The following is a 25870-nucleotide window of genomic DNA, read 5'->3' as shown; positions in this document are numbered from 1 at the left end:
AATATAAACATGATGAAAAAAACATTAACCATTCTCGCCATGGCCGGTTTGCTAGGCATCCCGGCACATCTTTCGGCTCAAAGGGCCAAGACAGGAAACCCCGTACTCCCGGAATTTCATGCCGATCCTGAAATCCTGTATGCGAAACAAACCAACAAGTACTACATCTATTCCACTACCGACGGAACTCCGGGATGGGGCGGATACTATTTCACGGTCTTCAGTTCCAAAGATTTGACCGACTGGCGCCACGAGGGTATCATGCTCGACTTGGGTACCGACCAAGTGAAGTGGTCCGACGGTAATGCGTGGGCACCGTGCATCATCGAAAAGAAAATGGACGGGAAATACAAATATTTCTTCTATTTCAGCGGCAACACGCCCAACGGGAAAGCCATCGGAGTAGCTACCGCAGACCATCCTTGCGGACCGTTCACCGATGCCGGACATCCTATCATAGACCGTCGGCCTGAAGGTCAGAAACACGGGCAGCAGATAGACGTGGATGTGTTTGAAGACCCCGTAAGCGGAAAAAGCTATCTTTACTGGGGCAACGGCTACATGGCCGGTGCGGAACTGAACGAGGACATGATGAGCATCAAACCGGAAACGGAAACACTCATGACCCCACAAGGCGGTACGCTGCAAGATTATGCCTTCCGAGAAGCTCCTTACGTGTTCTACCGCAAAGGCACTTACTATTTCTTGTGGAGCGTGGACGACACAGGTTCTCCCAACTATCACGTAGCCTATGGTACAGCCAAATCTCCGCTCGGACCGATTGAAGTAGCCAAAAATCCAGTTATCCTCATCCAACGTCCCGAACAGGAAATCTATGGCCCGGCACATAACGCCGTCCTACAGATTCCCGGTAAAGACGAATGGTACATCGTATATCACCGCATCAATAAGAATTATATCAAACATCAGCCGGGCGTACACCGCGAAGTATGTATCGACAAAATGGAATTCAACGAAGACGGCACCATCAAACCGGTCATTCCTACACACGAAGGAATCAAACGGGTGAAATGACCTGAATATCGGTAAACAATTCCGCATGAAGCGCGGATTGCCACACATAAGCAGCCGGATAACGGTTGCGCACTTCAGGGCAGGATAAAGACTGTATAACGTCGGCTTTATCCTGCCCTGTGACATAAAACCATGTATGACGGGCACGAACCATGACTTCACCGGTCATAGCAATGCGACGTTGGCCGGTGACGGGATGAGTGCTAAGTACATAAGGCGCCAAAGTATGAAGCAACTTTTCCTGTCCGGGAAAGACAGAGGAGGTATGCCCATCTGCTCCAATACCTAATAACACAAAATCAAACACAGGTATGCGCCCGTCCAATGGTAATTGCGACAACACCATCGAAGAATAGCGCAAAGCTTCTCTTTCCGCATCCTCTTGCCCTCCGCGTATCCGGAAAACCTGTTCCGAAGTTAATGGAACCTTATCCAACAAATGTATCTTAGCCAACCGGTAATTGCTGTCTTTGTTCCCAGAAGAAACACAACGTTCATCCACCCAATACACTCGGAAACGATTCCAAGGCGTCAATTCAGCGAACTCCTCTACCCACACATCAAACAAGACAGCCGGTGTACTGCCTCCTGAGAAGGCAACATTGACCATGTCGCCTTCACCCCCTGCCCCGGAAGGTTGCCTAATGGCAGCTAGCATATTCCGAAGCAACATTCTTGCCGCTTCACGGGCATTATCCGCTACATGTATGTTCATAGCTCACAATATAAATGAGTATTCGTCAAATTCTTACACGGATTGGTCCACGACGCTCCATGACGAGCCATCAGGCTATCTGCCTCCAACGGCCCCCACGAGCCTGCCGGATAACCGTAAAGCGGGCATTCCGGCACATCCTGCCAATATTTCAGTATCGGATCGAAAAAACGCCATCCGCTTTCTACGGCATCGCTACGGATAAACAACGTAGGGTCGCCCGCAATACAATCCTCTATTAAGCGTGCATAAGCATCCTCCGTAGGCAGGCGACCTAATTCGGCATAACTGAAGTCCATATCCATCGGGAGTACTTCGAAGCCTTCACCCGGCTTTTTCATACCGATACGCAATACAATCCCTTCATTAGGTTGTATACGTATCACCAAACGATTGGGTACCGGACAAGTACCTCCTTCGCAATGGAACAAGGAATAAGGTGCCGGCTTGAAGTGTATCACAATCTCACTCACTTTTGTAGGCATCTGTTTACCCGTGCGGATATAAAAAGGTACGCCGCCCCACCGCCAGTTGTTCAACTCCAACCGCATAGCCAAATAAGTTTCCGTCCGAGACAAAGTTGGCACTTGCTCTTCCTCCCTATATCCCTTACGGCCTTCAGAAGCCATATATTGCCCACGCACCACCGAATGACGGATGTCTTCTCCAGTCAATGGCGTCAAGGACTGGTAGACTTTCACCACCTCATTCCGGAATCCCGAAGCATCAAAGGCAGCAGGAGGCTCCATGGCTGTCACAGCCAACAACTGTGCCAAATGGTTCTGCACCATGTCGCGTAAGGTCCCTACTCCGTCATAGAAACCTCCCCGCGTCCCGATTCCCATATTCTCCACGGCCGTAATCTCTACGTAATCTATATAATTCCGGTTCCATAAAGGCTCGAAGACACTGTTGGCAAAACGGAGAGCCAGTATATTCTGCACCGTCTCTTTCCCCAAAAAATGATCGATGCGATAGATCTGCTCTTCCCGAAAGGCATCCAAATAAATACGGTTCAGTTCCAACGCCGACGACAAGTCATAACCGAAAGGTTTCTCCACGACGATACGCCTGAAACCATCGCCATCCCGATTCAATCCCTCCGCCTTCAAATGGCGGGGAATCACGCCGTAAAGCAACGGCGGAGTAGCCAAGTAATACAAATAATTATGAGGATTATCTATTGTCCGATCTATCTCCTCCAAGCGTATCCTCAATTCCGCATAAGCTTCCGGCTTCGAAGGATCGGCTGAAAGATAATGCAAGCAGGACAAAAATGCATGGATTGCTTTTTCGTCCACCTCGTCCGGTCGTACGAAAGAAAGCAACCCCTCACGTATAGATGTACGGAAACGGTCATCATCATAAGACGTACGCGCCATCCCCAACACAGCAAAACGGCGGGGCAACCGTCCCGCTTTATATAAAAGGTAAAGTGCCGGCATCAGTTTACGCCTTGTCAGGTCTCCCGACGCGCCAAATATCACAAGAGTCAAAGCATCCGGTTTGTTCATATTTCCTCCTTATTTTATTGTAGTGAGACCCATTCTTCATGATAAAACTTTCCCCTTTCACCATCCGTCCGCTCAAAAGTATGCGCACCGAAATAATCACGTTGCGCCTGAATCAAATTGGCAGGTAAAAAGTCCGTAGTCAAAGAATGGAAATAATTGAGCGCAGAGGCAAATGCCGGTACAGCCACCCCTTCACATACAGCCGTAGCCACCACTCTACGCCATGCAGGCAAAGCCTCCCTGACTTGCGTGGAGAAGGTTGGGAACAACATCAGATTCCCTCGTCCTCCCCCTGCCTCGTAAGCCCGGGCAAGTTCGTCCAGAAAAGCCGACCGAATGATACAGCCTCCCCGCCACATTCGGGCTATCATGGCCAAATCCAGATTCCACCCAAACTGTTCAGAAGCTCTCGACAGCAAATCAAACCCTTGAGCATAAGCCACTAACTTGGAGGCAAACAAAGTCTGTTCTACTTCATCAGCCGAGAATGAAGCATACGGTTCTTCCTCCAACCGGGAAGCATATACACGTGCCGCCTCCACACGCAGTTCCTTCTGCGTAGAGATATTACGTTGGAAAACAGCTTCCGCTATCAATCCGAACGATTCTCCCAATTCGAGCGCGTTCTTCACCGACCATTGTCCCGTACCTTTCTGCCCGGCCACGTCCAGAATACGATCCACCAAATACCCACCGTCAGCTTCTTTATAAGCCAAGATTTCGGATGTTATTTCCACTAAATAACTTTTTAAGCGGCCTTCGTTCCAACGACCGAACAAGCGACTCATCCGTTCATTGTCCATTCCACCGGCCCGTTTCAACAGGAAATAGGTTTCGGCAATCAGTTGCATGTCACCGTACTCTATGCCATTATGCACCATTTTAACAAAATGTCCGGCTCCGTCCGGCCCCACCCAGTCACAACAAGGGGTTCCGTCGGCTGCCTTTGCAGCCATATCTTGTAAAAGAGGGCGAATCAACGGCCAAGCCTCTTTCGCTCCGCCCGGCATGATGGAAGCCCCCCGAAGGGCTCCCTCTGCCCCGCCGGAAACTCCTGCCCCGACAAACAGCAATCCATGAGCGCGGCAAGCAGCTACCCGCCGTCCAGTATCCACATAATCCGAATTACCTCCGTCTATCAAAACGTCCCCCTCTGCCAGAAAAGGACTCACTTGGTCGATAAGTTCGTCCACTGCATTACCTGCCCGCACCATCATCATAATAATTCTCGGTCGGTTCAAAGATGCCACAAACTCTGACAAGTCCGAAAAGCCCAGAATTTGCTTTCCGGCAGCACGTCCTTCCACAAAACGTTCCGCAACACCTTCTTCCACGCCGGGCACAGTCCGGTTCCACACCGAGACCCTACGCCCGTTTCTTTCCATATTCAGCGCAAGGTTTTCTCCCATAACGCCCAGCCCAATCAAGCCTACATCCGACAACTGCTCCATAAGTTCTATCTTTTTATCGTTTATTCTTTTCCAAAGGTCAGAAAAGAAGCAGGTAAATCCAAATGTTTACGGAAATAATTCGTCTAACTTAACAACTTTATCAGAAACCTTCATCTCCATGACATGGAAGTCGGACGGAAAATCCCTTCGGGCGACACCCCCACATGCCCCACAAACCAAATACTACACGAAGATGACATCCGATGTGAGATAGCAAAAGCAGTTCCTGAAAGCAACGGATTACAGTTTCACAATTTTGTCTCCAGATTGCAGCAGCTCGTTCAGGAGCTTTGAAACCAAAATGGAGGCACAAACTTAGGCACCAATACACAATGCAAATTCTTTTTTGAAGAGAAAAATCATAAATTACACATATTCAATTATATACTAACTTTCCAAAACCTCAAAATGCAAACTAAAATATTTGGAAACTACCCAAAAGCATGCTTAACTTTGCGGTATGAGAATCAAAATAATGTCGAATATTTAAAAACAAACGCCAATGGGTTAAACGGCAACAAGGAGGCTACGAAAACGGGATGTTGTCGGCTTCAAATAAAGAGTAGTAACAAAGCTTTCGTGTTAATCTATTAAATCAAATCATCATGAATAAAGTAAAAGTTTTCATTGCCATGATTGCCGTGGCATTGGGTGGACTTATCATTTGGAGTTGCACCCAAGACGAAATGGAAAACGAACAAGCCACCTACCGTTACTCGGCAGAAGAAATCGCCACGCTTCGCGCCATGGCGGAAAAGTACGGAGTGCCGGAAGTTGCCTTTCCTACAAAATCCAACCAAAAGCTTCCATCTGTAGAAAAGATGCAAAACATCTTTAAAATGTTAGCACTACTAAAAGCAAATGTTTCAACTTCCATTGTGATGACAGACTCAACTGCAAACGAGGTCATATATAAAAATTCAAATCTTCCTTTCAAACGCATAAAAAGTTTGTCGGAATCATTTAAAGAAACAACCCAAATCGCATATGGAACGTTGACATGGAAAATAAACTGGACCCAGAGTGTATATAACGGCAGTTATCAAGCACCGACAGTCAGTGTAAATGCTTCTTTAGAGCTATCACCTGAAATGATACGACAAGGATTCCATGTAGGAGCCTCTAATTCTTATTGTTCCATACGAGGTACAGAAATTTACGCAACATTTGAATGTGAAATCATGCATCATAGTTCTGTTACATACGTACTCACAACATCTGAATGGTTCCATCCAGGTTTTAGACCATACCGTTAAATTTAACTTATAGGGATGTGACTTACAGCATATCCCCATATTCCTAACCAATCATATATGATTAAATTTTGGTCACACATAATCCTATGGCTTCAATGTATTCTTATTAACGCCAATATCCATAGTACAGATACACTATACCGTAGTACATTGGATTTCGGCGTATCGTTGCCACAGGAAAAGGTATATCTCCATCTCGACAATACCTGCTACTTCGTGGGCGATACGATTTGGTACAAAGGATACGTCACACGCAGCGACAAAGGAACACTGACCGACTTGAGCAAAATCCTCTACGTGGAACTGCTCACACCGGACGGATTCCTCGTCGAAAGGCAACAACTCGAAATGCCGAATGGAACGGCTAACGGGGCTTTCGTACTGACGGACTCTCTCTATGCAGGATACTATGAGTTGAGGGCATACACCCGCTGGATGCTCAACTTCGGACAATACGAACATCCGCATGCCCAATGGAGCGAGGACGCTTTCTATAACAAGGAAATGGCCAAGGATTTCTTCCGGGACTATGAAAAACTCTATTCAAGGGTGTTTCCCGTCTACGACAAGCCGAAAGAACCGGGGCTTTACACCAAAGACATGACACTACGTCCTTTAAGGAGATACTTCAAGGCAAGGAAAGGGAAACCGGAACTCGAACTGAAGTTCTATCCTGAAGGAGGAAACCTCATCGCCGGGACGGACTGCAACGTTGCCCTGGAACTCAATACGGAAGAGGGGGAACATCTGGAAAACGTGGAAATCGACATACTCGGGTCGCAGGGTTCCAAAACCGCACAAACAAGAACCGGAAACAGGGGAAGATGCACATTCCTACTAAACAACGTTGGGACCCAAGAAGAGTACAAGGCCGTTTTCCAATACAAGGGCCATGACTATGAAGTGAAACTCCCTGAAGTGGAGGAAGAAGGCATCGCCTTGCAAGTTAGACAGGACACCCTGCTAAGAATAGAACTGCAAAGAAGCGAAGGATTGACGGACTTCCCGGAAGGACTGGCCCTGCAGGTCATGGCACAAGGAGTACCCCAAACCTTGCAGCACATCGACTTCGGAGACAAACGAAAAACGAACGTAACCATCCCGTTGAACGAACTACGCACGGGGGTGAACCAAATCACTGTATTCGACGGGAAAGGGAAAATCTATGCCGACCGGCTATGTTTCGTCAATCGCCACGACTACGATTCTGCAAGGATTGACATCCATGGAATTGAATCACAATATGAGCCATTCGCACCCGTCACGCTAAACCTGAAACTAAAAGACATACAGGACACGGCCGCATCCGTGTCACTTGCCGTCAGGGACATGGCCACGGAAGAACTGACCTACGACAACGGGACCATGCTCACGGAAATGTTGCTCGCCAGCGAAATCAAAGGGTTCGTCGAGAATCCCGGATATTATTTCGAAGCTGACGACAGCATGCACCGCAGGGACTTGGACCTGCTGTTGATGGTGCAGGGATGGAGAAGGTACGAATGGAAAGAGATGGCAGGGATTGAAGCCTTTCCATTACGCTTCCTGCCCGAAAAGTCACAGACTATAAAAGGCCAGGTAAACCATACCTATTCATTATATAAAGACAATGACCTTGGAGAAGAAGCATGGATTACCGCGCTCAATCCTACGTCATCCATAGATTTCTACACCACAGAAAAATGTGCTTGGACATATCGCAACAAAGATTTGCAAGATTTATACGGGTCGCTGATTAAGAAGTTGGACAAGGAGGTGAACATATTTGCTTCCTTTGCACAAGGAAACCAATCGCTCAACTTAACGCAGAAAACGACCAATGGGCATTTCTACATGATTACCCCTAAATTTTATGAAGCATGTATCGTAGACCTTATTGGGACGACAAAAGGAGGAAAAGCTGCCGGTTTTACGGAACTATATAAAAAAGGATATGACGATGAAGAACAATATCCCAATTATTATGTCAAGTTAGACCTATTCTATCCCAAGTTCCCCCATCCTTACGGATATTACCAAGACCTTGTCTTCAACAAGACAGACTCCGGTTATATCCCACAAGACAGCAGTTCTTTTTTCAACCGCCATCTCCCAGCCATAAACATAAGCAACAAAAGAAACGGGATGAGAAAATTGGACCTGGACAAACCGGCTGTCGTAATGGATGCTTATGAAGCATTCAACCTCATCTCGGACTACGGACTGAACGGAGGAAAACATGACTGGCGCACCTTTTCACGCCAACTGGTTTTTGCCACGGTCGGCGACATGGGACTTGACAGGCGGTATTTCATCCAGGAACAGTACGATGGCAAACCGCTGAACCTGAAAATCAGCCAAGGAACAGACTACCGGAAAGCACTCAACAAGCACAAATGGGACGTGCAGATAGAAGTTCCTACTGCACCCGATTTCAGTAACTCGAAAGGGATTATGAAAAAATACCGCCTGCTCCGTTACCTTGACAAAATCTATATCTACACCGATTATGCCCCTCGCGAACAAGGCAGTTGGAAATATGCACAAGACAACCAGCCCGAAGTCATCATCGACTATCGCCTCTTCCCCAACGACGGATACCAAAGGACTTACCGCGACCGGCATTACGTCCTGCGAGGCTATGCCGTCTGCGAGGATTTCTACAGCCCCGATTACAGCCGGAAACCTCTGCCTGACACCAAAGACTACCGGCGTACACTACTCTGGATTCCGGAAGTCAAGTTCGACGAAAAAGGGGAAGCTACCGTACGGCTCTTCAACAACAGCAAACAGACCGTCATTTCTGTGGAAACGGAAGGCATCACCGGGAAAGGAAAACCTATCGTTTATAAAAAATAACAGAATAATTGTGGCTTAAAGGTTACTTAAACGTAATAATAAAAAAACAGAGGTATGAAAAAGGGCATTTTTATCTTACTCGCCATAAGCTTGACCGTAAGCTTCTACGCATCGGCAAGCCCAGAAACCGATTCCCTTTACCGTAAAGTACAAGGGTTCGGCATCGGGCTGCCACAGGAAAAGGTATATCTCCACCTTGACAATACCTGCTACTTCACGGGCGATACGATTTGGTACAAAGGATATGTCACACGGAGCGACAAAGGAACACTGACCGACTTGAGCAAAATCCTCTACGTGGAACTGCTCACACCGGATGGATTCCTCGTCGAAAGGCAGCAACTCGAAATGCCGAATGGAACAGCCAACGGAGCTTTCACGCTGACGGATTCACTCTATGCCGGATATTACGAACTACGGGCATACACCCGTTGGATGCTCAACTTCGGACAATACGAACATCAGCATGCCCAATGGAGCGAGGACGCTTTCTATAACAAGGAAATGGCCAAGGACTTCTTCCGGGATTATGAAAAACTCTATTCAAGGGTGTTTCCCGTCTACGACAAGCCCAAAGAAACGGGACATTACACCAAAGACATGACCCTACGTCCTTTAAGGAGGTACTTCAAGGCACGGAAAGGAAAACCGGAACTCGAACTGAGGTTCTATCCCGAAGGAGGAAACCTCGTCACCGGAACGGACTGCAACGTTGCCCTGGAACTCAATACGGAAGAGGGAGAACATCTGGAAAAAGTGGAAATCGACATACTCGGCCCACAAGGGAGAAAGATAACCGGAACCCGGACCGGAAACAGGGGAAGATGCACATTCCTACTGCACGACATCGTATCAGAAGAAGAATACAAGGCCGTTTTCCAATACAAGGGATACGGCTACGAAGTGAAACTCCCCAAAGTGGAGGAAGAAGGCATCGCCTTGCAGGTTAGGCAGGACACCCTGCTAAGAATTGAACTGCAAAGAAGCGAAGGGTTGACGGACTTCCCGGAAGGACTGGCCCTACAGGTCATGGCACAAGGGATACCCCAAACCTTGCAGCACATCGGCTTCGGAGACAAACGAAAGACGAACGTAACCATCCCTCTGAACGAACTACGCACGGGAGTGAACCAAATCACTGTATTCGACGGGAAGGGGAAAATATATGCCGACAGGCTGTGTTTCGTCAACCGCCACGACTACGATTCTGCAAGGATCGACATCCATGGAATAGAACCACAATACGAGCCGTTCGCACCCGTCACACTAAACCTGAAACTACAAGGCATACAGGACACGGCCGTATCTGTGTCACTTGCCGTCAGGGACAGGGCCACGGAAGAACTGACCTACGACAACGGGACCATGCTCACGGAAATGTTGCTCGCTAGCGAAATCAAAGGGTTCGTCGAGAATCCCGGATATTATTTCGAAACCGACGACAGCATGCACCGCAGGGACTTGGACCTGCTGCTGATGGTGCAGGGATGGAGAAGATACGAATGGAAAGAAATGGCGGGAATTGAAGCCTTTTCATTACGGTTCCTGCCCGAAAAGTCACAGACTATAGAAGGACAGGTGAATCATACCTATTCATTATATAAAGACAATGATTTCGGAGAAAAAGCATGGATAACCTCATTAATGAGAAAAGATGCACATGACAATCCAAAAGAAGAAGTTAAACCCATTGATTTCTATACCACAGAAATATGCGCCTCTAAATTCAAAGGTAAAACACTACAGGACTTGTACGCTCCATCCATCTCAAAAATGAAGAAGGAAGTACATGTCATAGCTTCTTTCCTCCAAGGAGAAAGCACGCTTGAACTAATGCAGAAGACCCAACAAAGGACATTCTACATGGTTACCCCAAAATTTTATGAAGATTGCGTATTAAATCTCATGGCTTCTGATGCCAAAGACCCGGTAAGGGATGCCATAAAAAAACAAAGAAAGGGATTCATGGATGAAACAGAATATCCTGATTTTTACGTAAAACTCAACCATTTCTATCCCAATTTCCCTAAACCGTACACATTTTACCAAGACAAAGAATATGAAACGAACTATCCTGACAGCTTACACCCCGTTTCTGGCGTATTCAACGACCTTAAACTTCCCGCTGTAACCATTCACAACAAACGAAATGGATTACGACGATTCAACAACAGCAAACCTGCCATAATCATAGATGCTTATAAAGCTTTCAACCTCATAACCGACTATGGATTGAACGGAGGAAAACATGATTGGAGAACTTTCTCACAACAAATCGCTTTTAGTTTTGTGAATGACATGGGACAAGACAGACGGTACTCTATCAAAGAATGGTTCGACGGAATCCCATTAAAAATGAATCCAAATGAAAATATCAGGAATGACCAAGACTTCAACAGTCAAGAAGACTACGCCGTCGCCAGTTCCAATAAACCGGGATTTCTCCTTTCTGATAAATATGAAGAACCGGAGCATGACGAAAAAATTCCACCCCCAATAGGCTCCAATTTCAGTATTTCCAAACAAAAGCTCAAGAAGTACCGCCTACTCCGTTACCTTGACAAAATCTATATCTACACAGATTATGCCCCTCGCGAACAAGGCAGTTGGAAGTATGCACAAGACAATCAACCCGAAGTCATCATCGACTACCGCCTCTTCCCCAACGACGAGTATCAAAGGACTTACCGCGACCGGCATTACATCCTGCGAGGCTATGCCGTCTGCGAAGACTTCTACAGCCCTGATTACAGCCGCAAGCCCCTGCCTGACACCAAAGACTACCGGTGCACGCTGCTTTGGATGCCGGATATAAAGTTCGACGAGAAAGGGGAAGCCACCATACGCCTCTTCAACAACAGCAAGCAGACCGTCATTTCCGTGGAGGTGGAAGGCATCACCGGGAAAGGAAAACCTATCGTATGGACAAGTGATAAGACATACGGGACTAAGGAGCTTAATAAGCCCTAAAACCAACCCTCCAAAACACAATGCAAATTCTTTTTTGAAGAGAAAAAACCATAAATCACACATATTCAATTAGATACCAACTTTCCAAAACCTCAAAATGCAAACTAAAATATTTGGAAACTACCCAAAAGCATGCTTAACTTTGCGGTATGAGAATCAAAATAATGTCGAATATTTAAAAACAAACGCCAATGGGTTAAACGGCAACAAGGAGGCTACGAAAACGGGATGTTGTCGGCTTCAAATAAAGAGTAGTAACAAAGCTTTCGTGTTAATCTATTAAATCAAATCATCATGAATAAAGTAAAAGTTTTCATTGCCATGATTGCCGTGGCATTGGGTGGACTTATCATTTGGAGTTGCACCCAAGACGAAATGGAAAACGGACAAGCCACCTACCGTTATTCGGCAGAAGAAATCGCCACGCTTCGCGCCATGGCGGAAAAGTACGGAGTGCCGAATATAAAATTCATCACAAGTTCCCAGTTCCCTTTACCTTCCATGAAAGAAATGGAACAAACTTTTATTGAATTTGCCGTAATCAAACAAGTTGTTGCTCAACCATTGGAGGTGGTAGATTCTACTGCTACTTCCAAAATTTATAAGACAAAGCAAATGCCAAGAACAAGAATTCTTAAACGTGCTCCAGAAATGTCCACTGACGGCATTGACCTTAGTCAATTTGTGGCTGCTGTAGGTACCAGTTTGTGGCTCACACTAAAAGTAACGGTTACAAAAGACAAAAATGACCCAAATAAAGATCCAACCGTAAGTGTTTATGGTAGCTTAAAATTACCATACGACACATACGATACTAGTTATGGAAAAAGCGGTGAAACCACTAGTACAAGGTGGATTAGCAAAACCAGAATAGGAGTTTCGTATTCATGTAATGTTACTAAATATGAAATAAAAAGGACTCAATTTGGAGAAGAAATCAAAATAGAATTAGCGTCAGATAATGTCACAGTGGATACAAGTACAGCAATATAAGTATCATAATCAGAATGAGACTGTTTGTTCTTTTCTTCATCAAGAGAAGGGAACAAACAGTCTTATTCTGATTTTAAAGAAGATATAATGAGCAATATTCCATACAAAATTTTATTTGTTTTACTTTGCATATTTATCTTAAGTAAAACAACAAAGGCCAACACCGATTCCCTTTACTGTAAAGTGCAGGGATTCGGCATCGGATTACCACAGGAAAAGGTATACCTCCACCTCGATAATACCTGCTATTTCTTAGGAGACACAGTCTGGTATAAAGGATATGTCACACGGAGCGACAAAGGAACACTCACAGACCTGAGCAAAATCCTCTACGTGGAACTGCTCACCCCTGATGGATATCTCGTCGAGAGGCAACAACTCGAAATGAAAGGAGGAACAGCAAACGGAGCTTTCGTACTGACGGACTCACTCTATGCCGGATATTACGAGTTGCGAGCATACACCCGTTGGATGCTCAACTTCGGACAATGTGAATACCCTCACATTTCACGTAAAGGCCATGGCTTTTATAGCCGTAAAATGAAAGATGACTATGTAAGGGATTATGAAAAGCTATATTCCCGGGTGTTCCCCGTCTATAACAAGCCCAAAGAAAAAGGGCGTTACACAAAAAAAATGACCCTAAGACCCATGAGAAGATATTACAAGGCACGGAAGCTGAAACCGACCGCTGTCCTACGCTTTTATCCGGAGGGAGGGCACCTTGTGCAAAATACAACCGAGCGGGTTGCCTTGGAACTGAATGACGAAGATGGCAAACATCTGGAACACATTGACATCACCATCATAGCCCCAAACGGGGAGAAAGTCAGCGAATGCAAAACCGACAAGAGAGGAAGGGCTTCATTCATCCTGAAAAACATATCTCCCGAAGGAAAATACAAGGCCACATTCACATTAAAGGGAGTGAATTTCTCCAAAAAACTGCCAGAAGTGGAAAAAAACGGCTGCGCCCTGTCTGTCACACAAACCGACTCCACAGCCGAAGCCTCCATACAAGCCGTAGGAATAGAACGGGAAATCGCACTGCACGTCATGCACCAAGGAGTCTCCAAGTTCTACCTCCCATTAAAGAAAAACATTAAAGGAGAATACGATACCGTAAAAATCCCACTCCGGACACTTTCCACCGGAGTAAACCAGCTCACCATATTCGACGGAGAGGGAAGAATCTATGCGGACCGGCTATTCTTCGTGAACCTCCACGACTATGACAAGCCACAAATAAACATCTCCGGAATGGAAAAACAGTATGAGCCTTTCGCCCCCATCACCTTGTGCCTGAAACTTACGGACACGAACAAACAAGGACGAAGCGTGTCGCTCTCCATACGTGACCGGGCTACGGAAGAACCCACATACGACAACGGAACCATGCTCACGGAAATGCTGCTCGCCAGCGAAGTCAGGGGATTCGTGGAAAACCCGGGATTTTATTTCGAAAGCGACGACAGCATCCACCGCCAGGCACTCGACCTGCTCATGATGGTACAGGGCTGGAGAAGATACGAATGGAGAAAGATGGCCGACGTGGAACCGTTCACTCCTGACTGGCTGCCGGAAAAGTTCCAGACCATCGCCGGATGTGTCAACCACGCCGAAAGACAGAATGTGGATTTCAAAAAAGCCAGCAATCTCAGAAAGGAAGTGAATGTATGGGCCATGTTTGTACAAAACGGAAAAACGATTGAACTCAAACAGCCGACAAGAAACGGAACCTTTTACATGCAAACGCCAAGAATCTACGGGGAATACATGCTCTTCCTCAGTGCCGCAAGACAGGACAAAGGAACGGACTACATCACCAGAAGCCGGCAAAAGGACTTTACCGACGAGGAAGCTTGGCCGGACTATTATGTGAAATTGGACCTTTTCTACCCGCACTTTGCCAAGCCATACAATTATTATCAGGATGTCCCCCAAAAAGACATGCCATATTTTGAAGGAGAAGACAGCGTCGTCCACACATCTTTCACCCACAGATATATGCCTGCCGTCACCGTGCAGGCCCAAAGGGGCGGGCTACGCCATTATGACCCCACCAAACCGGCTATCGTAATCGACGCATACGAGGCTTATAACTTGTTGGCTGACTATGGACTGGTCGACCGGCCATTTTACCACATAGAGGAGGAAACCATGTACAGGCTATTGACATCATTATTCGTGGGAGACATGAATATGCACAGGCAATACTACTACGAGAAAAGATATGACGGGAAAACTCAAAAAACAAAAAACTGGTATCGTTTAGTAAAAGCGCCTCTCGAACATGCCATCTCTCCCGTCAAAGTGGAACTTCCAAAGCCCAACATCGGAGGCTATCAGACGCTCAGGAAATACCGTTTATTGAGTTGGTTGGACAAATTCTATGTCTATACCGATTACGTACCCCGGGAACAGGGCAGCTGGAAATACAAACAAGGCAACCAACCGGAAGTCATCATCGACTACCGCCTTTACCCCGACGGCCAATACTTCCCGGCATGTCGCGACCGCCGATACCGCTTGCAAGGCTATGCTGTCTGTGAGGATTTCTACAGCCCCGATTACAGCCGGAAACCTCTGCCTGATACTAAAGACTACCGGCGCACACTGCTTTGGATACCGGAGGTCAAGTTCGACGAAAAAGGGGAAGCCACCGTACGCCTCTTCAACAACAGTAAACAGACCGTCATTTCCGTGGAAGCGGAAGGCATCACCGGGAAAGGGAAACCTGTCGTATGGAAAAGTGATAAGACATACGGGGCTAAGGAGCTTAATAAGCCCTAAAACCCGCCCCCAAAATACGATGCAAATTCTTTTTTGAAGAGAAAAATCATAAATCGCACATATTCAGCCATATACTAATTTCCCAAAAACTCAAAATGCAAACTCAAATATTAGGTGCATTTGGCTTTATTTACTAAATTTGCTTCAAACATTGAAGCCATGAAGAGCAAGTCAGCTGTTTTATACTTTTCCATTTGGTTAGGAGGCACTTTTTGGAGCGTCTCCAACCAATTCATTAATGCGGAAATAGCTCCTAAATGGTATTTTGCCCTTTTTGGAGGGACATTTTTGTGTTGGATGTACGGAATAAGCCACTTCAGAAGCATACCGACTACTAAAAAGCCCCATTTCACCGATATTTTCCTCTCCATTTCGCTTTGTGCCACAGCATTGGCTTTCCATGGCCTTCTGCAATGGAGTGGACTTTGGACGCCACAGTCCACGTTTCCGGTATGCGGCAATTTCGACAACCCGGCCGGCATAGCTTCCGCACTGGCTTTCTCACTGCCCTTTAGCCTCCACTATACCCACTCTCCCTGCATTCTCCTTCGCTATACAGCCCTTGCAAGCACCCTCTTCATAGCATGCGCCATCACCGCTTCCGAATCACGGGCAGGAATCCTTTCCATGGGATGTGTGTTCCTTTTATATTTCCCGATGAAATGGCCTAAAATCGGCAAAGCCCTGACTTTCGGACTTGTGATGCTGTTCACCGTCTCTTCCGTATTCCTTTATCATTATAAAAAAGATTCGGCAGACGGAAGGTTACTCATCTGGCAGTGTACTTGGAATATGATAAAAGAACGCCCGTTATACGGATACGGTCATGGCGGTTTTCAAGCAAACTACATGGACGAACAGGCACAGTTTTTCCGTACCCATCCCAACAGCCGTTATGCACGGTTGGCAGACGATGTGAAATCTCCTTTCAACGAGTATCTCGGTTTTTTGACCGATTTCGGATTTATCGGTGGTACGGCCATGCTTCTCTGTGCCGTCATGCTGTTCCAGATGTGGCGGAAACATCCCGGGGGAGGTTCCAGACCGGCTTTGCTCTGCTTGACAGCCATTGCCGTCTTTTCTTTGTTCTCTTACCCATTCCGCTATCCGCACACGTGGATATTGTGTATGGGTTCCGCCTTTGTTTTGGTACTTAACGGGCATCCGGCATTACAACGGATAACGGGACGACTTTCCCTCGTAACAGCCTTCCTTTTCACAACACTCTCTGTTTTCGCTTTCAAACGTATGCGGGCAGAAATCCTATGGTGTGACACCGCCAACCGCTCCCTCTGCGGCATGACGAAAGAAATGTTGCCCGTCTACGAGGGACTTTACGATAAATTGGGGAACGAACCGCTATTCTTATATAATTATGCCGCCGAACTGAACGTAGCCGGCCGGTATGAAGAGAGCCTGCGTCTATGCAAGGCAAGCTCGTCACGGATGTCCGATTACTACACCCGGCTTCTTCAGGCAGACAACTGTAAACAGTTAAGACGTTACAAAGAAGCTGAACGACATTTGCAGCAGGCCTCGTACATGTGCCCCAACCGCTTCACTCCCCTTTATGAGCTTTATACGATATATGAAGCCCAAGGAGACACGGCATCCATGCACCGCATGGCAGAAGCCATCCTTCGGAAGCCCATCAAAGTGGACTCTCCGGAAGTGCGGCAAATCATCGCAAAAATAAAACGATTCAAACAGATTAATTAACCATTAAAAAAACACTCATGAAAAAAGCATTTTTCATAACGATTATGTCAGCATTGCTGATTTGCAGTTGCCAAAAAGAGAACGAAGAGGTGTATAGTTGCAACAAACATTTGAATGAATGGGCGCACGAAAACTTGCAATCCATTCGTTCTATGAACCGTGAAGCTTGGCTGAATTTGGATGAAGAGTACAAACGTCCAGCTTTCAACGCCCTCACTCCCGAACAAAAGTTACTCTTCTGGAAAGACAAACTGAAAGAAGTCATGACTTCTTTCGAATGGAGCGAACCGGAAAGACAACATCTCATGAAAATGTACCGGTATTTGGAAGAACATCCGGACATTTATGAACCGGATTTTTTTGCAGATTCTATCCGAGAGGAAAACTTCGATAAGTTTATTGCAACTTGGACTGTTGATGCTATGATTGATTATGAATGGACTGAAGAGCTGCTCTATGGTATTTTATATACAGGAAACCGAATGACAGATAAAGAGGGTCATTTTCAGATTGTACATAAGAAAAGGGTTATGAGTAGAAAAGAAAGTGCCCCTGATGAGAACTGTAATTGTAATAAAGAAACAGAATATAAGAACTGTAGAGGGGAGGCGTGTACAGGAACGGAACGTGGATGCGGCCCCGCAAGTGCAAAACCGTGCGATGGAAAAAAACATTAAACAAAAGGCCGTTTATATATCGGCCTACATATTTTGCCTGATATGCCCCCCACTGATATTAAGTGGGAGCCTAGGCCATGGTATTACTCTTTGGAGAGATTGGTGGATATATCTACCGCTGTTTCTAATTGGGATTTTTGCATCATTTGGAAACAAGAAAATACGGAATCTGGCATTTGTGTTTCAAATGCCAATAACTATTAACGGTATATTTACTACCGTTTTTTCCCCTCTCCTTTATTTGGAACATACTTATTATGTGGTAATCACCACTGGCCTCTACTGTGCATTCTTTATTATATGGCATTCTTATTCTCTGACCATAGTTTCTGCATGGCAAATACTGGGAACCATATATCTCGGTATGTTGTTTATACAGGTCGCTCTAATGTTATACTTAGGAATGTACTGGAATGACTTTATAAATTCAATAGCAGGAAGTTTCTCTACAGACATTGTATATTCGATTGGGTTGTTGTTCACAACATTGTTTTGCCACATTAAAACTTATATATTGAAATGGGTGATACTATTTAACGTCCTCTGCATATACATATTTGTAGGTGGGTTCTATATAGATCCCTATGTATTTAACAAATTACAATATGGTACATTTACTGGAGAAACAAAAGAGAAGGCAGTCCTCATCCTGCCAGAGACGGACAAAGAAAAAGGATCCGAAACGAATATCCCCCAAGGATATCAGGTATGCATGATTGCTCATAGCCTTAACCCTTGGACAACCAAAATGTTTGAAGGTATTGCCTTACAGTTCCATAACCACCCTGTCAGTTTTTTCATCTTGGGAGTAGCCGACACGCCGACCGAAGCCGAGCTTCTCTCACGGGAACATAAGACCATGCATGTGACCGTACCCTTATACTTCATTAGCAGGGAAAAACTGAAGAGTTCTCCGCTTAAAGCTAACGCATACGGAGACTATATTTGCATTTTCAAGAACGACACATTAATATACAAAAGAGAAGCAGACCCGACAACCCAGGCAATCCGCTTCCTGTCAAATGAATTACAGCCATGAAGATTTATTTCAAAACATCCGCCATCATCATTTTATCCTTGCTCCTCACCAACTGCCGCAAGGAGGCTACCTCTTACCTGCAAAGGACTTACGAAGAAGCAGTCAAGCTCCACAAAGAAGGTAACCTAAACGATGCAATCTTTTATTATCAGTTGACCGCCTTGAACTGCCAATACCACCCCGAAGACAGCCTGACTTATTGGTGGAAAGCCATGTGCGGACAAGGAGAAGTCTGGAGACAGAAGAACTTCTTGGACCATGCCCGGACTGATTTTGAAACCGTCTTGCAAACTGCCTCTAAGTACCGGCTCGATACGGCTGAGTACATTGCAAGCCGCAAATTGACCCTTATCTCCTTGGAACGGCAACACTACGACGAGGCTTACTCTTACGCCATGCGCGCTTGGAAAATGGCCGCAAAAAAACGATATCCAAAGACGATGACAAACGGACAGGAAAACGAAAGGATATTGGCCAGTTTCGCCCATGCTTTGAGTGGGGGACAAGCCGTTTCGGATACGGTATTCGGACAATTGGAGAAACTGGCTGCAAGTTCTTCATTGGAACTCCGGACTACCGCCCTTAAACTGCTTTCATTGTATGAAATGCAAGATTCCGGCAAGCGTAGCCATCTGTCCCAGTATATTGAAAATGAAAACGAATACTGGAGCCAACGTTTCCAAAAATTCACCGATGCCTCGGAACGTGAGAAGAAACAACTGATAGCAGAAAGGGATGCCATCGCTGCCGAACAAAAAAATACGTTATTCATATCTCTCACCATTTTCACCCTACTGCTTGGAGGCAGTCTCTATGCCATGGCAGACCATCGCCGGAAGCATGAACTCGACCGCATCCGGCTCATCCTGAATCAAAAGGAACAAACCATCCACATCTTGGAAGAAAAACGGGAAAGTTCTGAAAAGCTACTCTCACGACTAAAAGAAAAAGAGGAAAGGATGGCGGAATTGGAACGACGCGCACAAAAACTTGACGAAATGCAAAAACTATTCGGAGACAGAAAGGAAGACATGGAAAAAGCAACCCGGGAAATGGAAGAATTAAACTCTCTTAAAGACCAAATACAACAAAAAGAAAAAGAATGGGAAACGACCGAACAGCAACTTAGGAATCGTCTTCTATACAGTATGGAAATAGGACGGAAACTACCCACAGCCGACAATCCGCACCAACCCACCCTAAAAGAATATACAAACTTAATTGCTACAGATGAAAAGAAAATTTTATTCTTGAAAGAAATAGACTACTGTTTCAACAACTTTGCAAGCGGCCTCCAAAAGATTACGCCCAGTTTAACTATGTATGATGTAGTTCATTGCTGCCTCTTCCGCTTAGGCATCCGTACGTCAGACATCGCTGCAATGTGCAGCCTGGCCAATAGCACCATTTCGTGCCGGCGAAAACGCCTTGAAGCCAAAATGGAGGCTAAAACTTAGGCTTCAATACATGATGCAAATTCTTTTTTGAACAAGAATTTTATAAACAACACATATTCAAGCATATACAAGCTCTTCAAAACCACAAAATGCAAACTAAAATATTTGGAAACAACCAAAAAGCATGCTTAACTTTGCGGTGTGAGAATGAAATAAATCGTCAAACTAAAAAACAAACAAGATGAAAAAGATTTTTAGAAACAGCATGTTAGTTGTGATGGGATTGTTATTCTTTGCCTGCGAAGCAGAAGAACCGGAGATTTATAGTTGCAATCCCGAAATGGACAAATGGGCACACCATAATTTATCTGACATTCGTAATATGAAAAGAGCTGATTGGAATAATTTGGATGAAGACCACAAACAAGCTGCTTACGTAGCCTTCACACAAGAGCAACGAGTTCTATTATGGTTAGGTAAAATCGAACAAGTATTTACATTACAATGGTCCAATGAAGAAGTAGGGCACATACTCCGACTAAAAGATTTTATTACATCACATCAGAAGTGGTTTAATGATGAAATACTGACTGAAGACCAAGAAAACGAACTATTGCTTTTTGGCTATCAATGGATGGAGAAAGCTAAAGAATTAGGTTGGACGAAAACACTATCTTATGCAATTATTACCACCCCCAACAATTTGATTGACAAGGAAGGGAACATTGAATTCATATCTAATCATAAAAGAGTTTTATCTAGAAGCGAAGCTACAAAGAAAAAAGACTGTAATTGTCATAAAACAATTGACTCGTGTGGATTAGAAGGAGGTACTTGTGACGGTGTTGATTGTGAAGAAGTAAAAAATGTTTCATACTTAACCTGCTGACTTGCAACGGACGCTGTAGCGGGATTCTCCAGTGAAAAAGATCATGGCTCTCAAACAGAAACAAATAATCTACCCGTTCTTTCTGTCCTTCGGCCTACAACTTATTGTGACATGGCCGATGAATGGATTTTCGTATGGATGGAGCAGCATTATAGTTAGCGTTACGTTCATCATGCTAACCTATATCCTTATTGATAAAAACGAACCGAAAGATTTCAAAAATGTATTGTGGTCTATCATAGGGGGAAAGATTTGGTTAGAGGTTCTCATTAGAATGTTCTTTTTCAAGGACTCACTATGTAGCTTAATGTTAAGCCTGTTCCAAGCATGGAACATTATCATGACAGCATGGTTTTATAAAAAAAGAAGCAAAACCATCATGGCTATATGGATTGCCGGTTGGATTATATTCCTTTTTTGGGGACACATGGCCTGGCAAGAATTCGTTTTCGGAAAAGAAGAAACATTTTATGACATGTACATTCATGAGTTACTTGACCGATAGAAATACAATAGATACATAGGAGTATTCAAACGATGAAAGCATTAAAATTTATCTTACTGGGCGGACTATATACCATATTGCCCGGATGCAACCACACCAATCCACCGCATACAGTAATGGATAAAGGTGAAAATGCAACAGACACCACAACCACGTCCTTGCAATGGGAAACCCAACGGTACGATTTCGGAACAGTGGACAAAGCCAGAATAAAAAATGTACGCTTCGACATTGGCATGAAAAACCTTGGTGACAAACCCATTGCCATCCAAAAAGTGGATGTTTCATGTGGATGCATGAAAGCAGAGTTCGCACCCGAACCAATACTCCCCTCATAGGATTCAAAACTGTCCGTCAACATCAACACGGGAAATTTGTCGGGGCAATTCAGTAAGGTGCTGTTTGTCACATCCACAGCTAGTAAAGAACCTCAACTCATCCGAATCGTAGGCAGAATTACGGAATAAAATGAGACGATGGCAATACTTCTTAAATAAGGAATACCTATCGTATGGAAGTCTGTCGTTTGTGCAATGAACAAATGAAACAAAGATGACCTTACGATAGGCATCGTCTTTATAAAATAAAGACCATATGAAAAAAGATTTCAACCGTATTATATACTACTTTATGGGGATAATCATCCTTACCGCATATTCTTTAGAGGGAGCCAACCTACACTCGGATTTCACTACCACATTAGTATCCTATATCATACTTATCTCCGTGTTATCCCAATTTTATGAATGGAGGCAGGGCAAGAAGAAGTACAAAAAGGAAGAAACCCCTAATAGCATAAAGTATATTGAACGTTCCGAACGCGTTACAGGTGTACTATTTTTGATATTATTCATATATAATGCGTTTTTCACTCAACGATACGAATAGAATATCTAAATAACAAACGGAACACTCCTTTAATTTTTTAAACACATGACCACTCAAATCAAACTTATCCTCCGCGCCCTGCTGCCATTACTGTTCATTGGAGCCAACAGAATGAGCCAACATATAGCCCGCCCCCATTTCGTCCCGGACGGTGCCGCAATGAGGGCTGAAGCATTGTTCCCCGCATTCTTGCTCTTCTCATTCCCTGTCATCCTGCTCATACACGGATGTATCTGCCATATCAACCAACGTCATAAGTTTAACCTGAAACGTTCGGCTTACGCTTTGGCCATCCTGTTCATTCTAATGTCCATTCCAACCTTTTTCCTTTCGGACAACCCATTATCTGCTAAAATATGGGAAGCATCGGAAAACCTTTTTGGCGCGGTAATACTTTGGCTGTACCTTTATGGGATGAACACCACTAGGCAGGTTAACGTCCCGGAATGGAATAGCAAATCCGGCGTGGCATGGTTCTGCATCAGCCTATGCCTCATCGTCGGAACTCTCGTCCCGTCTTGCCTGTTTCATTATGGAGTCATAGGAAGCATGCCATTCAGATTGTACAGCCCGCTCATCCTGTCATACGGATGGTTCGGGCTTATATGGCTTTTGCGGAACAAATGGATAAAAGCCGGGCTTTTAATTCTGGCCGTTTGCTCTTTCGTCTACATGTTCAACATGTCCGCTATTCCACAACATTAAAATCAACTGCAATGAAAAACCTTCTTCTTTGTTGCCTTGCTGCAACCTTAGCCGTCTCCTCCTGCCAGAAAACGGGCATCAGGCAGACGTTGGAAAAAGCCGGTGAAAACCGCCGGGAACTGGAAACCGTATTGGAACATTACAAAAATGAGCCGCTCAAAGAGAAAGCCGCACGCTTCCTTCTGGAAAACATGGACGGGCATTTCGCCCACACCGGTGAAGCCGTCAACGTGTACGACAATTACATGGACAGTGTGTTCCGCCATTGCAACGGAGACCGTGTGTTCTGGATCATGAAATACGATACTATCTTGCAACGAACAGGTCTGGATTTGGAATTAAGCCAAGACGAACGCCTGTACGATGCCCAATCCGTCACGGCGGACTTCCTGACCGAACACATCGACAGCGCATTCACCGTATGGCAACAGAACTGGAACAAACAATACAGTTTCGAAATGTTCTGCCGCTATGTGCTGCCTTACCGTATAGGGAATGAAAAGACAAGCCTATGGAGGAGGACATTCACCGTGCCTTCATGGGTGCGCGAAGCATACGCCCCCAACCAAGACAACTCCACCTATGCCTATGGCATGGCCAACGACATTTTAGGAGGCATGCGTTCCGTCATTTATTATCCCCCGCAATTCCTTCCCGACCTCCCCCTCACGGCACTCGAACAGGTCAAGTCGGCATCCTGCAAGGAATATGCACACCTGTGCGTGGCCGTGCTGAGGGCGCATGGCCTGCCTGCCACCATCGACTTCACACCACAGTGGGGCAACCGGGGCTTGGGGCATGAATGGTGCGTGTTCTTTCCCGACAACCATTCTTTCATCCCTTTCAATCCGGGGGAACGGCTCGGCGACCACTTCATGAAACGGAAGGAAGACCGGCTGACCAAAGTGTTCCGCCAAACCTACGAGAAACAGCAGGAATCGCTCTATATGCAGAACAAGGGAAAAGAGGAGATTCCCGACATCTTCGACACACCTTACATTATGGATGTGACAAGGGAATACACGGCCACTTCCGATGTGGAGGCGGAGTTGTACGACGACGCTGAAAGCGGCAGGTTCGTCTACCTGTCCGTCTTCGACAACCAAGACTGGAGCATCGTGCATTGGGGCACGCGCCACGGACGGAAAGCCACCTTCCGGGACATGGCACGAAACGTAGTGTACATGCCCGTACATTATTCCGAAGAAAACGGCACGGTTCCGGCCGGAGACGCTTTCCTTTTGGACTCGCAAGGAAATATCCACAAAATGACAGCAGACACCACGCAACGCACGACGGTGGAAGTGAAACGCAAATTCCGAGACGTACGTTCCAACCAATTCCTTCAGGGTGTAATCGGCGGGAAGTTCCAAGTGGCCAACCAGGAAGACTTCAGCGATTCACTGACCATACATGTCATCCCGCACCTGAAGGACAACAAATTCCATGTCGTCCATCCCCGTTACACCGGCGAATACAGATATTTCCGTTACCTGTCGCCGGACTGGTCGAGGGGCAACATGGCCGAACTTTATACGTTCAATGCCGCCGACGACACGCTAAAGCATAAACGGCTAATGGGCAACTTCCACGTACGCCCCTGGTGCGGCCCGGAAAACCTGTTCGATGGCAATGTCCTTTCCTTCTACGACTCCCACGACGTGTACGGCGTATGGTACGGATGGGAACTGGAACAGCCGGAAAACGTGGCACGTATCGTATTCCTGCCGCGTAACGATGACAACTTCATCCGCGAAGGCGAAGAATACGAATTGTTCTATTGGAACCACGGGACATGGATGTCATTAGGGCGCAAGACGGGGAATTTCGAGGCGGTATTGGAATACGGCAACGCCCCGGCCCAGGCCTTGTTCCGCCTGCACAACCGTACCAAAGGCTCGGAAGAAAGAATCTTCACTTACGAAGACGGAAAGCAAATCTGGTGGTAACCCTTTGGGTATCTACACAGGGATTTTACAAAAAGATCCTTCATCTTTCAGGTTTCATGGTAATCCGTTCATAATATTGATGTTACAGGCTGAAGGATGTTTCAGGCATCCTTCAGCCAAGCTTCATCTTGTTCGGCTCAGAACGAAAAATCGTTTGCCTGAGATTGAAAAATCATTCGGCTGAGAACGAAAAACGAATCTCAGCCGAATGATTTTTCATTTGCCTCATGATGAAAATCCGCTTTCTGCAATGAAAGGAAACTGAAAGATGGCCGCCCTATTCTTCATCCCATAACAAACTATACAACAAGAAGTTGACATATCTCCTGAAAGATGAAGGATCTTTTCTGAAAAACCTTGGGAGGGAAAACACGCGGGACGTGGAAACTATAAACACATAAAAAAAGCATCCATAATCCTTGAATTACCGATGCCTTTATGTTTTGTCGGGATGACTGGATTCGAACCAGCGACCACTCGCCCCCCAGACGAGTACTCTAACCGGACTGAGCTACATCCCGTTTGCGGGTGCAAAAT

18 protein-coding genes and 1 tRNA gene are annotated in these 25870 nt (G+C 45.6%); 15 read left to right on the top strand and 4 right to left on the bottom strand.

Annotated features, from left to right (window positions below):
• Positions 1-9: 9 nt before the first annotated feature.
• Positions 10-1035 carry a family 43 glycosylhydrolase gene (locus tag AC5RDV_RS00395; RefSeq protein ID WP_008629746.1) on the top strand — a complete coding sequence of 342 codons (1026 nt, stop codon included), beginning with the start codon at positions 10-12 and terminating at the stop codon, positions 1033-1035.
• Here AC5RDV_RS00395 and pgl read toward each other — a convergent pair.
• From pgl to gnd, 3 genes are read right to left on the bottom strand one after another with little or no spacing between them, the layout of a single operon-like run.
• A complete protein-coding gene (gene pgl / locus AC5RDV_RS00390; protein ID WP_008629745.1) occupies positions 1019-1750 on the bottom strand; it encodes a 6-phosphogluconolactonase in 732 nt (243 codons plus the stop codon). The genes AC5RDV_RS00395 and pgl overlap by 17 nt on opposite strands.
• Positions 1747-3264 (bottom strand): glucose-6-phosphate dehydrogenase, encoded by a 1518-nt coding sequence (zwf, locus tag AC5RDV_RS00385; protein ID WP_282747570.1) that lies wholly within the window; start codon positions 3262-3264, stop codon positions 1747-1749. The genes pgl and zwf overlap by 4 nt, the downstream gene beginning before the upstream one ends.
• Before the next feature lie 14 nt (positions 3265-3278).
• Positions 3279-4715 (bottom strand): decarboxylating NADP(+)-dependent phosphogluconate dehydrogenase, encoded by a 1437-nt coding sequence (gene gnd / locus AC5RDV_RS00380; protein ID WP_130894037.1) that lies wholly within the window; start codon positions 4713-4715, stop codon positions 3279-3281.
• Between the two features lie 605 nt (positions 4716-5320).
• Here gnd and AC5RDV_RS00375 point away from each other — a divergent pair.
• The 14 genes from AC5RDV_RS00375 (at position 5321) to AC5RDV_RS00310 (ending at position 25333) form a co-directional block, all read left to right on the top strand.
• Positions 5321-5971, top strand: coding sequence for a hypothetical protein (locus AC5RDV_RS00375; RefSeq protein WP_282747573.1), 651 nt, complete (start codon positions 5321-5323; stop codon positions 5969-5971).
• 57 nt (positions 5972-6028) lie between these two features.
• Complete coding sequence (locus AC5RDV_RS00370) at positions 6029-8809, top strand: hypothetical protein (RefSeq protein ID WP_282747575.1); 2781 nt, start codon at positions 6029-6031, stop codon at positions 8807-8809.
• 54 nt (positions 8810-8863) lie between these two features.
• Positions 8864-11779 (top strand): hypothetical protein, encoded by a 2916-nt coding sequence (locus AC5RDV_RS00365; protein ID WP_282747577.1) that lies wholly within the window; start codon positions 8864-8866, stop codon positions 11777-11779.
• A 294-nt stretch (positions 11780-12073) separates the two neighbouring features.
• Entirely contained in the window at positions 12074-12772 is a 699-nt protein-coding gene (locus AC5RDV_RS00360; protein ID WP_337408296.1) for a hypothetical protein, read from the top strand.
• Between the two features lie 87 nt (positions 12773-12859).
• Entirely contained in the window at positions 12860-15565 is a 2706-nt protein-coding gene (locus tag AC5RDV_RS00355) for a hypothetical protein (protein WP_282747578.1), read from the top strand.
• A gap of 159 nt (positions 15566-15724) precedes the next feature.
• Complete coding sequence (locus tag AC5RDV_RS00350) at positions 15725-17284, top strand: O-antigen ligase family protein (protein WP_282747580.1); 1560 nt, start codon at positions 15725-15727, stop codon at positions 17282-17284.
• Positions 17285-17301: 17 nt separating this feature from the next.
• Positions 17302-17961, top strand: a complete 660-nt coding sequence (locus AC5RDV_RS00345) for a bacteriocin fulvocin C-related protein (RefSeq protein ID WP_282747581.1) — start codon at positions 17302-17304, stop codon at positions 17959-17961.
• Positions 17945-19000 carry a hypothetical protein gene (locus AC5RDV_RS00340; protein ID WP_282747582.1) on the top strand — a complete coding sequence of 352 codons (1056 nt, stop codon included), beginning with the start codon at positions 17945-17947 and terminating at the stop codon, positions 18998-19000. The genes AC5RDV_RS00345 and AC5RDV_RS00340 overlap by 17 nt, the downstream gene beginning before the upstream one ends.
• Positions 18997-20457: a hypothetical protein gene (locus AC5RDV_RS00335; protein ID WP_282747584.1), complete on the top strand. Its 1461-nt coding sequence runs from the start codon at positions 18997-18999 to the stop codon at positions 20455-20457. Before AC5RDV_RS00340 ends, AC5RDV_RS00335 begins: the two co-directional genes overlap by 4 nt.
• A 181-nt stretch (positions 20458-20638) precedes the next feature.
• A complete protein-coding gene (locus AC5RDV_RS00330; RefSeq protein WP_282747586.1) occupies positions 20639-21286 on the top strand; it encodes a bacteriocin fulvocin C-related protein in 648 nt (215 codons plus the stop codon).
• 43 nt (positions 21287-21329) lie between these two features.
• A complete protein-coding gene (locus tag AC5RDV_RS00325) occupies positions 21330-21791 on the top strand; it encodes a hypothetical protein (protein ID WP_282747588.1) in 462 nt (153 codons plus the stop codon).
• A 32-nt stretch (positions 21792-21823) separates the two neighbouring features.
• Positions 21824-22129: a DUF1573 domain-containing protein gene (locus AC5RDV_RS00320; protein ID WP_282747590.1), complete on the top strand. Its 306-nt coding sequence runs from the start codon at positions 21824-21826 to the stop codon at positions 22127-22129.
• Positions 22130-22724: 595 nt separating this feature from the next.
• Positions 22725-23384 carry a hypothetical protein gene (locus AC5RDV_RS00315; RefSeq protein WP_276786821.1) on the top strand — a complete coding sequence of 220 codons (660 nt, stop codon included), beginning with the start codon at positions 22725-22727 and terminating at the stop codon, positions 23382-23384.
• An 11-nt stretch (positions 23385-23395) separates the two neighbouring features.
• Positions 23396-25333, top strand: a complete 1938-nt coding sequence (locus tag AC5RDV_RS00310) for a transglutaminase domain-containing protein (protein ID WP_282747592.1) — start codon at positions 23396-23398, stop codon at positions 25331-25333.
• Between the two features lie 446 nt (positions 25334-25779).
• Here AC5RDV_RS00310 and AC5RDV_RS00305 read toward each other — a convergent pair.
• Positions 25780-25854, bottom strand: a tRNA-Pro gene (locus AC5RDV_RS00305).
• Between the last annotated feature and the right edge of the window lie 16 nt (positions 25855-25870).

Source organism: Paraprevotella sp. (assembly GCF_986071375.1).
Note: the sequence above shows the minus strand (reverse complement) of the source record. Positions and strands in the feature narration are given on the sequence as shown.